This is a genomic window from Haloferula sp. A504, from assembly GCF_044385805.1.
Taxonomy (GTDB): domain Bacteria; phylum Verrucomicrobiota; class Verrucomicrobiia; order Verrucomicrobiales; family Akkermansiaceae; genus Haloferula.
On record NZ_JBISBU010000100.1, the window covers coordinates 1 to 10332 of the forward strand.

The 10332-nt window shown below is 64.7% G+C and carries 11 protein-coding genes; 4 read left to right on the top strand and 7 right to left on the bottom strand.

Translation table 11 applies throughout. From position 1 onward, the window contains the following. Positions 1–60 precede the first annotated feature (60 nt). Positions 61–1398, bottom strand: coding sequence for a sulfatase (locus ACG2LG_RS23140; protein WP_396263137.1), 1338 nt, complete (start codon positions 1396–1398; stop codon positions 61–63). 33 nt (positions 1399–1431) lie between these two features. Continuing rightward, a complete protein-coding gene (locus ACG2LG_RS23145; RefSeq protein ID WP_396263138.1) occupies positions 1432–1716 on the bottom strand; it encodes a 4a-hydroxytetrahydrobiopterin dehydratase in 285 nt (94 codons plus the stop codon). Positions 1717–1830: 114 nt separating this feature from the next. On the opposite strand from ACG2LG_RS23145, the gene ACG2LG_RS23150 reads away from it, so the two are divergent. Both ACG2LG_RS23150 and ACG2LG_RS23155 read left to right on the top strand, forming a co-directional pair. Beyond that, on the top strand, positions 1831–2262 hold the full coding sequence (locus ACG2LG_RS23150) for a hypothetical protein (RefSeq protein WP_396263140.1): 432 nt from the start codon (positions 1831–1833) through the stop codon (positions 2260–2262). Between the two features lie 47 nt (positions 2263–2309). Beyond that, positions 2310–2975, top strand: coding sequence for a L,D-transpeptidase (locus tag ACG2LG_RS23155; RefSeq protein ID WP_396263142.1), 666 nt, complete (start codon positions 2310–2312; stop codon positions 2973–2975). A gap of 1 nt (position 2976) precedes the next feature. Here ACG2LG_RS23155 and ACG2LG_RS23160 read toward each other — a convergent pair whose 3' ends face one another. Both ACG2LG_RS23160 and ACG2LG_RS23165 read right to left on the bottom strand, forming a co-directional pair. After that, positions 2977–3603, bottom strand: a complete 627-nt coding sequence (locus ACG2LG_RS23160; RefSeq protein WP_396263144.1) for a LysE family translocator — start codon at positions 3601–3603, stop codon at positions 2977–2979. Positions 3604–3617: 14 nt separating this feature from the next. Beyond that, positions 3618–3989: a hypothetical protein gene (locus ACG2LG_RS23165; protein WP_396263146.1), complete on the bottom strand. Its 372-nt coding sequence runs from the start codon at positions 3987–3989 to the stop codon at positions 3618–3620. Between the two features lie 193 nt (positions 3990–4182). On the opposite strand from ACG2LG_RS23165, the gene ACG2LG_RS23170 reads away from it, so the two are divergent. After that, complete coding sequence (locus ACG2LG_RS23170; protein WP_396263148.1) at positions 4183–7020, top strand: aconitate hydratase; 2838 nt, start codon at positions 4183–4185, stop codon at positions 7018–7020. A gap of 64 nt (positions 7021–7084) precedes the next feature. On the opposite strand, the gene ACG2LG_RS23175 is transcribed toward ACG2LG_RS23170, so the two are convergent. The 3 genes from ACG2LG_RS23175 to ACG2LG_RS23185 all read right to left on the bottom strand — a co-directional run bounded on the left by ACG2LG_RS23175 (position 7085) and on the right by ACG2LG_RS23185 (position 9308). Next, on the bottom strand, positions 7085–7645 hold the full coding sequence (locus ACG2LG_RS23175; protein ID WP_396263150.1) for a L,D-transpeptidase: 561 nt from the start codon (positions 7643–7645) through the stop codon (positions 7085–7087). Between the two features lie 285 nt (positions 7646–7930). Continuing rightward, positions 7931–8548, bottom strand: a complete 618-nt coding sequence (locus tag ACG2LG_RS23180) for a YceI family protein (protein ID WP_396263152.1) — start codon at positions 8546–8548, stop codon at positions 7931–7933. Positions 8549–8594: 46 nt separating this feature from the next. Further along, the gene (locus tag ACG2LG_RS23185; RefSeq protein ID WP_396263154.1) at positions 8595–9308 is read right to left on the bottom strand and encodes a pirin family protein; all 714 of its coding nucleotides are present in this window, start codon (positions 9306–9308) and stop codon (positions 8595–8597) included. Between the two features lie 248 nt (positions 9309–9556). On the opposite strand from ACG2LG_RS23185, the gene ACG2LG_RS23190 reads away from it, so the two are divergent. After that, entirely contained in the window at positions 9557–10282 is a 726-nt protein-coding gene (locus ACG2LG_RS23190) for a hypothetical protein (protein WP_396263155.1), read from the top strand. Positions 10283–10332: the final 50 nt, after the last annotated feature.

Below are 10332 nucleotides of genomic sequence, written 5' to 3' on the forward strand. Positions count from 1 at the left end.
AAATCGGCCTGATCCGGTCCGGTGTGGTGCCGATTTCATCATCGGCGCTCCTCGCACTCCTCACCACTTGCCCTTCTGAAACGCCTCAACGCCCGGCTGGACCGTCACCTTCGAAGTCACGTCCCCGCTCCATGCCTTCAACGCCTTCTTCATCTTCTCGACCCGCTCGGGAAACTCCTCCGCGAGATTGTCCCTCTCCCCGATGTCCTTCGACAGGTCGTAGAGCCCCACCGGATCGCCCCCTCCCTTGCCGTGGAGGATCAGCTTCCAGCGACCGTCGCGCATCGCCTTGTGGTTCCAGAAAAGCCGGCGATTCCCGAGCGGTTCCCCCCGCCGCAACAGGGGCACGAGGCTCACCCCGTCGAGCGGTCGCGCCGGATCGGCGGAGGCCCCCGCGAGTTCGAGCATGGTCGGCATCAGGTCGAGACTGATCGCGAGTTGATCGGTCACCACTCCGGCTTTGATCGTCCCCGGCCACCATGCGATTCCCGGCACCCGGTGGCCGCCCTCCCAGTTGCTGCCCTTGCGACCGCGCAGCGGTCCGGCCGATCCACCCGCCGGACCGTTGTCGGAAAAGAAGAAGACCAGGGTCCGCTCATCCAGATCGAGTTCCTCCAGCTTGGCGACGATCCTGCCGACACCCTCGTCCATCGCGCTCATCATCGCGGGCAGCGCGTCCTTCGGCGAGCGTCCCCTCCCCTTCGTCGCGCCGGGACCGCGCACGGCCGGGTCGTCCGGACCCTGCCACGGCGCGTGCACCGCCTCGTGCGCGACGTAGAGGCAGAAAGGCTCGTGCTTGTGGGCTTCGATGAAGCCCAGCGCATGCTTCGTGATCAGGTGGGTCGAGTAACCCTCCTCCCTCACCTTCTCGAGATCGTGCCACCAGTCGAACTCGCCCATGCGGTCGAAGTGGGATTGGTAGTCGATGTTCCCACTGACGAATCCCCGGAACACGTCGAACCCCTGATGGGTCGGGTTGTATTTCCTGTCGTAGCCGACGTGCCACTTGCCCATCAGCCCCACCCTGTAGCCCTTCGCCTTGAGGGCCTCGGCGAAAGTGAACTCCTCAGGCTGCAGGCCGGAGTGGTGAGCGGGAACGGCCGGGTCGGCATTCACCACGGCATCCACTCCCGAGCGGTACTGGTAGCGACCGGTCAGCAGGCCGGCGCGGGTCGGACTGCAGACATTCCCGCTCGAGTGGAAATCGGTGAACCGCATCCCCCCTGCCGCCAGGCGGTCGAGATGGGGCGTCTTGAGCGCGGTGCCGCCATAGCACCCGGCGTCGCCGTAGCCCATGTCGTCGGCGAGGATGATCACGAAATTCGGCCGCCGCGGTGCTTCCTTGGCACCGGCAGCAAGAATCAGCAGGCCGAGAAGAAACGGAAGCAAACGACTCATGGCGCAGTGCCGATTTCATAATCGGCGCTCCGATCAGTCGACCAGATTGTCGACCCGCCGCGCCAGCTCGAGATCCGCGTCGGTGATGCCGCCGGCATCGTGGGTCGTCAGCGTCACGGTCACCTTGTTGTACTGGATCAGCATGTCCGGGTGGTGCTGGGCCTCGTCCGCGATCTCGGCGAGGTCGTTGACGAAATCGATCCCTTCCATGAATTCCTCGAACTCGATCACGCGGATCAGGGTGTTTCCCTCAAGCTCCCAGTCGGGATGCTTCTTGAGGGCGGCGGCGAGGTCTTCTTGGTCGAGCAGATCGGACATGATGCGAGGTCTTTTCGGGCCAAGGTTGCGTCGCGACATTCCGGCTTGGCAAGCGTGTTTCGGAAATTCGTCCCCGCCGTTGCGTGGCAGCCGCCCGCGCGCTAGCCTGCGAGCATGAAAACCGCGCTCCTGCTGATCGTCGCCGGCTTGCTGGCCTCGTGCGCGCCATCCACACCCGAGACCCGCATCGCCGCCAATCCGGCGAAGTACGAGAAACTTAGTTCCAAGCACCAGCAACTGGTCCGCCAGGGCAAGATCGACACCGGCATGCCCTCCGACGCCGTCGCACTGGCGTGGGGATCTCCAAGCCGCCGCTACGAGGGCGGCGACGGAAACACCAACACCAGCCGCTGGGACTATGCCGGGTCGAGGCCGGTGTACACCACGGGTTGGTATGGAGGCTACGGCTACGGAAGGTACGGGCGCTACGGCAGGCACGGCTGCTACGGCTACGCCGTCGCCCCCGAGGTCGTCTTCGTGCCCTACCGAAAGGCCAGCGTCTGGTTCCGCAATGACCGGGTGAGCAAGTGGGAGCGGGTCCGCTGAGTCCGCCACCTGCCCGCCGCCCACCGATGACTCAAGCCGCCCCTGGCATGCGATTTCTCCGTTCAGCCGCCACCTGCCTCGTGGCCCTTGTCGCCGCCTCCTGTTCGAATCCGCGTCCCGACGGTGTGGAGGTCTACCGGCGGTATGACCGGCCGGCCCGATTTGCAAAGAATCCCGAAGCGGTGGAGGTGAAGGTCTCGATCGCCCGTCAGCGTGCCTACGTGATGGAAAACGGCAGGCCGCTGCTGGTCATGCCCGTGACGGTGGGCGACGCGGAAACACCCACCCCGACCGGTGACTTCCGCATCATCCGCAAGCAGGCCCGGCACCGGGCGACGGACTACGGCTTCAGCCACCGCGGGGATGAGATCGAGAAAAGCTACCGGAACGAAACCCCGGCCGGGTGGAAGTTCACCGGGCGCCCCATGCCCTACTGGTGCGAATTCAAGCCGGGCTATGGATTCCACACCGGCTGGATCAAGCACTTCCCCTCCTCCGACGGCTGCCTCCGCATGCACGCCAATCTCGCCCCGAAGTTCTTCCACCTGGTCCGGGTCGGCACGCCGGTGAACATCCGCCGGACCCAGCCGGAGGACGCGAAATACGCGAACATCCCGCTCCCACCCGACGCCGGACCTTTCCCGGACTATCCACCCGGCTACTATCTCGACGAGGCGGTCTTCACCGACCACCTGCCGCCGAAGTTCCGCTGAATCAGCTGCCCACGAGCAGGACGATCGCCAGCACCGCGAGCGCCACACCGAAGACCGCATCGATCCAAGGACCCGCCTTGCGGTAACCGGCACGGATCGGCCGCCACTGCAGAATCAGGGCCCACAGGCTCCAGAGCGTGCAGCCCTGGACCACCACGATGCCCCAGATCGCCGCCGGCCACCACGCCGGGCGATCGCCCACCAGAAACGGGGCCGTGCCCGCCGCGAAGAACACCAGAACCTTGGGATTGAGAAGATTGCACCACAGCCCCCGGAGGTAGGCGGAGCGATTGCCGGCAGCCGCAGGCACCGCCTCGCGCGGACCGGCACTCAGATGCACGCACCACGCCCTCAACAGCCCCCAAGCCAGCCAAAGCAGGTAGCCTGCCGCCAACCAGCGCATCGTCTCGCCCAGCCAGCCCCCCCTCCGGAAAAGCAGGGCCGTGCCGCTGATCGCCAGGGTGGCGTGCATCGTCAGCCCGGTCGCGATGCCCAGCGCCATCCGCACCCCTTTCCCGGCTCCTTCCGCCAGGGCCGTCCGCGTCAGCAGCAGCATGTCCGGGCCCGGACTGAACTGCCCGAGCGCCATCACTCCGGCGAAGGCCAGCAATTCGAGCGGCTCGCTCATACGGAAAAAACCGGCTACTCCGCCGTCCCGACCGCCACCACGTAATCGAGCACCGCCTTTTCGTCGGCCGATTCCAGACCCGCGTGGGCGATCATCTTCGGCAAGGCGTCCTCCCACTCATCCACGAAAAGATCCTGCGGCAGCATGTAAACGTGGCACTCGGCGCACTTGAGCATGTAGACGACGTGCCCGCGCTGAAGCGTCTCCAGTGGCATACCGCTCTTCCGGGCCATCTCCGGGGTCGGATTCGGAACCTCCGAGATGCCGCCCACAGCGGGTTCCTCGTCGGGCAGATCGCCCATTTGGCCCGATGCCGCACCACTTCCGGGTGCGCAGCGGACCAGCAGCAGGCAGGTGCCGATCAGAAGCATCCGGAGCGTTGGCATTCCCCAAGCTACGAGCGGGCCGGCGGCGGGAAAAGTCCGGATTTCGCGGGAAGCCGAGGTTCCCGGCAAGCCTTTGACATTTTCCGACCGACTCCTAATCTCCCGCCTTCGCCCCCCGGACTCCGGCGGGCGGACCCGCCTTCTCACGAGATCGTTTCGACATCCCTCATTCATTATTCGACACTCTCCATCCATGGACACGCTGCGCACCTTCACCACCGGCTCCGGCACCGAGGGCAAGTTCCACTCGCTGCCCGCACTCGCCGAACAGGGCTTCCCGAACCTTTCCAAACTCCCCGTTTCCATTCGCATCGTCCTCGAGTCGGTGCTGCGCAACGTCGACGGCCGCAAGGTGACCGAAGACGACGTCCGGAACCTCGCCAGCTACAACGCCAAAGACACCGGTGATTACGAGATCCCCTTCACCGTCGCCCGCATCGTCCTGCAGGACTTCACCGGGGTGCCGCTGCTGGTCGATGTCGCCGCCATGCGCGATGCCGCCGTCGCCCGCGGCGCCGATGCCTCGAAGATCGAGCCGCTGGTTCCCGTCGACCTCGTCGTCGACCACTCGGTGCAGGTCGATTTTGCCGGCTCACAGGCCGCGCTCGACCGCAACATGCAGATCGAGTTCATCCGCAACCGCGAGCGCTACGAATTCCTCAAATGGGGCCAGCAGGCCTTCGACACCTTCTCGGTCGTCCCGCCCGGCATCGGCATCGTCCACCAGGTGAACCTCGAATACCTCGCCAAGGGCGTACTCGAGAAAGAGAACGTGTTCTACCCCGACACCTTGGTCGGAACCGACTCGCACACGACGATGATCAACGGCCTCGGCGTCGTTGGCTGGGGTGTCGGCGGCATCGAGGCCGAGGCCGGCATGCTGGGCCAGCCGGTCACCTTCCTCGTTCCGGAAGTCGTCGGCGTCTACCTGCACGGCAAGCTGCCAGAGGGCGTCACCGCCACCGACCTCACCCTGCGTGTCACCGAAATGCTCCGCGCCCACGGGGTGGTCGGCAAGTTCGTCGAATTCCACGGCCCCGGTGCCGCGGCGCTTTCGCTGCCCGACCGCGCCACCATTGCCAACATGGCCCCCGAATACGGCGCGACCATGGGGTTCTTCCCGGTCGACTCCGAAACCATCAACTACCTTCGGGGCACCGGTCGCAGCGAGGAGCTGTGCACCACGGTCGAGAACTACTTCAAGGCCCAGGACCTTTTCGGCATCCCTGAGAAGGGCGACTGCGAGTACACCGACCTGCTCGAACTCGACCTCTCAAGCATCGTTCCCTGCGTCTCCGGACCGAAACGCCCGCAGGACCGCATCGACGTCCCCGCCCTCGGCGACAAGTTCAACGAGCTCTTCACCGCCACCCCCGGCGATGGGGGCTTCGGCATGGCGGCCGACCGGCGCGACACCGTCATCGACGTCAACATGCCTGAACCGGCCGGCTACGCCGTCGGCTCGCTGCTCGAGAACCCCGCCCCGGGAGCGGCGGCCGACAAGGCCGAGATGGTCTCCAACCGGCCGACCCCCGACACCGTGCTCGCCCGGGAGGCCTTTGATCCCATCAGCACCCGGCTTCGCCACGGCTCGATCCTGATCGCCGCCATCACCAGCTGCACCAACACCTCGAACCCGAGCGTGATGCTCGCCGCCGGACTGGTGGCGAAGAAAGCCAACGAGAAGGGCCTGACCGTGGCCCCCTACATCAAGACCTCGCTCGGCCCGGGTTCGCGCGTGGTCACCGACTACCTCGAGGCCACCGACCTGCAGCAGGAACTCGACCGACTCGGCTTCCAGACCGTCGGCTACGGCTGCACCACCTGCATCGGCAACTCCGGCCCGCTGCATCCGGCCATCGAAAGCGCCATCAATGAAGGAAACCTGGTCTGCGCTTCGGTGCTTTCGGGCAACCGCAACTTCGAGGCCCGCATCCACGGCAACATCAAGGCCAATTTCCTGATGTCGCCGCCGCTGGTCGTCGCCTACGCCCTCGCCGGACGCGTCGACATCGACCTCACCCACGAGCCCCTCGGCAACGACTCCGACGGCAACCCGGTCTTCCTCAAGGACATCTGGCCGACCCAGGACGAAGTCAGCGAGCAGCTCGCCTCGGCCCTCAAGCCCGAGGTTTACCAGAAGCTCTACGGCGACGTCGACAACGCCAACCCGAAGTGGGGCGAGATCAAGGGCTCCACCGGCGACACCTACGCCTGGGACGAGAAATCGACCTACGTGCAGCTCCCGCCCTTCTTCGAAGGCGGCTCGGAGGCCGGCAAGGACATCATCGGTGCGCGCCCGCTCGGCATCTTCGGCGACTCGGTCACCACCGACCACATCTCGCCCGCGGGTGCGATCAAGCCGACCTCGCCCGCCGGCCAGTACCTTCTCGAAAACGGCGTCGAGAAGGCCTCGTTCAACTCCTTCGGCGCCCGCCGCGGCAACGACCGCGTGATGACCCGCGGGACCTTCGGCAATGTCCGGATCAAGAACCTCATGTGCCCCGGCATCGAGGGTGGATACACTCAGTACTTCGGCAACAAGGACGTCCCTGCCCCGGACACCGACATCGCCCCCCTCGGCGAGGCCAAGCCCACCTTCATCTACAACGCCTGCATGGCCTACCAGGAGGAAGGAACGCCGCTGGTCGTCATCGGCGGCGAGGATTACGGCATGGGGAGCAGCCGCGACTGGGCCGCCAAGGGCACCCGCCTGCTCGGCGTGAAGGCCGTGGTCACCAAGAGCTTCGAGCGCATCCACCGCTCCAACCTCATCGGCATGGGCGTGCTGCCCCTGAATTTCGTCGACAAGGCCGACTACGACAAGGTCGCCGGCCTGCACAACGCCACCTTCGACATCACCGGCATCGCCGGTGAATTGAAGCCGATGATGACGGCCACGCTGGTCGCCCACAACGGCGACGAGACGATCGAAGTGCCGGTCAAGGTCCGCCTCGATACCCCGGCGGAGATCGACTACTACACCGCAGGCGGGATCCTGCCCTACGTGCTCGACCAGATTCTGGCCTAGGGAGAAGGGGCTTCCAGCCCCTAGCGCCGAGAGAGAATAAGGGGCTGGAAGCCCCTTCTCCCCATCACCGCTCGATCCTCACACTCGTGCCGATCTTCACGGCATCGTGCACCTTTGGCGCCAGCGGTTTCGGCAGGCGGATGCAGCCGTGGGACGCAGGTTGGCCCGGATTGGGAATCAGACCGGCGTGCATGCCGATGCCGTAATCGGTGAGCCGCATCCAGTAGGGCATCGGTGCGGGAATGTAGACACCGCCCGCCGGCACCGGCGTCGAGGGCTTGGCATCCCCGTTGATCACGTTGCCAAACTCGTCCTCAATCCAGCCGTAGGCATTGGAATACTTGTCGACGACCTTCTCGGTGATGCGGAAGCTCCCCGCCGGAGTCGAGTGACCCGGCAGTCCCGTTGCCACGTAGGACCAGCCGATCGGGCGTCCGCCGCGGGAGTAGTAGGCCTTCTGCTCGCCAAGATCGATGCGGATCGCCAATTCTCCCGGGCCCCCGTCGTCGAACCACTCATACATGACCAGCTCCGGACGAGCGGGGTCCACCGGAGGCTCCGAAAGCGGAGTGCAGGAAACCAGGGACAGCAGGCACGCTGCCGGAAACAGCCAGAGAACTCTCATGTCAGTCCGAAAGACGGGGAAAGAAAAGGGAGCACCGCCCGGAACCGCAAGCTTTTCGCGTCACCCATCGAGCGCCCGAACCGCCGGATCGATCTTCGCGGCCCATTCGGCCGACAAAAACCTCAAGCCCTCCCTTGAGCGTTTCTCTCGCCAACCCAGGCGGCAAGGCAGGAAGGGAAGCGCTGCTTTTCATGAAGTTCGGAGGTCGGACGAGACGCATCATTCCAGCAAACGAATGCCGGGGCCCCAAATCGCGGAGCCCCGGCTTTCAGGTGGGGATGAGATTCAGGCTTCGGGCGTGGCAGTGAGATCGAACTTGATCACCACCTCGTTGCGGATCAGGTCGTCGGCCTTGCCGGCGTAGATGATGCCCCAGTCCTTGCGATTGATGTCGAACTCGGCGGTCACCTTGACCGTGTCACCATCCTTCGATGCCGTCGCGGGGAAGGTGATGTTCTTCTCGACGCCACGGAGCATCAGGTTGCCCGAAATCGAGTAGCCGTCATCGGTCTTCTCGACGCCGGTCACGGTGAACTTCGACTGCGGATGTTCCGCGACATGGAAGAAGTCCTCGGCCTTCAAGTGTTCGGTCAGCTTGTCGGCGTCCGACCAGGTCGAGTTCATGTCGATCACGAACTCGCCACCGGTCACCTCGCCCGCATCATTCACGGTGAAGGTTCCGTCGAATTCCTTGAAGCCGCCATCGTGGCTGCCGGTCACCTTCGAGCCGACGAAGGTGATGGTCGAGCTGTCGGTGATGACGTAGGCGGTGCCTTCGGCGGCGGCTCCGGTGGTTTCGACCGCTTCGGTGGTCGTGGCATCGGCGGTCTGGTCGGCCGGGTTCTCGCAGGAAACGAGGGCGGCGGCGAACAGGCAGGGCAGGATCAGTGGGGTTGCTTTCATCTTGTGTGTTGTTGGTTGATTCGGGGTTGAGTGAACAAAGCGAGATTCAGCCGAGGTCAAAGAGAAGTGCTTCGACACTTTCGCCCTCGGTCATGATCGACAGCGGGCCGGCTTCCTCCGTGGAGGCACCGTCCCCGGCCTCCAGCACCTGGTCACCGACCCGCAGACGGCCCCGGATGACCTGGAGCCAGACACCGCGGCCCGGGCGAACCTCGAAGTCGGTTTGTTCCCCCGCCTCGAGCCGGAGCCGGAAAATATCCGCATCCTGCGCGATGGTCGCCGAGCCGTCGCGGCCGTCGGCGGAAATCAGCAGGGTCAGGGGCGGCGTGGGCCCGGAGGGAGGCTGCCACTCGGTGTAGCGGGGCTCGAGCCCGCGCTCGCGGGGATGGATCCAGATCTGGAGGAAATGGGCCGCGTCGTCGGCCGATGGATTGAACTCCGAATGCGTCACCCCGGAGCCGGCCGACATCAGCTGCACCTCGCCCGGCTCGAGCGTCCGCTCGTTGCCCATGCTGTCGCGGTGGGCCAGCTTGCCGGAGACGACGTAGGAAAAGATCTCCATGTCGCGATGCGGATGGGTCGGAAATCCGCCGAGCGGCGCGACCCGGTCCTCGTTGATCACCCGCAGCGAGCGGAAGCCGACATGTGCCGGATCGTGGTAGTTGGCGAAGGAGAAAGTGTGGTGGCTGTCGAGCCAGCCGTGTTGGGCACGGCCCCGTTCGTTGGAGCGTCGGACGGTCAGTGTGGTGGTCGTTGTCATGAACTCATGCTGCCACAACTTTCCCAAATGGCCCGTGACAGCTCCGCAGGCTGAGCGTGCGCAAGCTGCATGAATCGGCGACCCTCCAAGTGACGCCGAGTGCATCACTTTGCTCGATATTTCCACATGGATATTCGATTTCATAAGATCCCGGGAGACTGATATGAAGCCAATCCATTGCAGGTGATTAGTTTCTCAATGGTTTTTCCTTTCCCGTCACCGGCGGGCAGCCTGCAACATCCACCACCATGAGCATCCATCAAATCCCCACGGCTGCGGCCGTCCTCATCCTTACCACCATCCATCCGGTTCTTGCGCAAGCAGACGAAATTGGAGCCGGCAAGCTCGATGAGCTATGGAACGAATATGCGGAAGCCCACCAGGCTTTGAGCAGGATCGAGAAGCCCGAACTGGGTGCGGCGGGTTTTGCTGAACGGCTGACCCTCTGGTCCGACGCCTACTCCCGGAACCGCGAAGCCGCAAAGGCGCTCGTCCATCCACTCGTCAAGCGGGTCGCCTCCATCCCGGACGGCGAATTTCGTGCTGCCCGGACCGACCTCAAGCAGATCCACGGTGATCTCACGAAGGGTCAACCCCAGGCGAGTCACGACAACTTGCAGTACATCGCCGGTGCCGTGCTCCCGGAAGTTCGCGACAAAGAGCCGGCGGCGGATCGGGCGAGTCTCTTTGCCGAGCTGACCACTCCAGACGCGTTGATCCGAGAAGCTGACGCCCGAACCAAAAGAGGGGAAATCTCGGAACCAGTGGGATTCGCCATCCAGGACACGCATGCTCTTGCCTTGGCCCGCGCAGGCAAGATGGATGCCGCCCGTCGGGAAAATGATCTCCTTCTGAAGAAGCTAGAGATCCTGATCGAGAAGTCGCGGCTCAAGATTGGCACCAACCATCGGGGAGTGGTGCGCACCAAACCGCCGGTGCAACATTTCGTCTGTAAATTGCCCGATCACCTGTGACCCCGGCGCTTCGGCCGGCGGAGCGTAGCGGAGCCGGCCGAAGCGCCGGC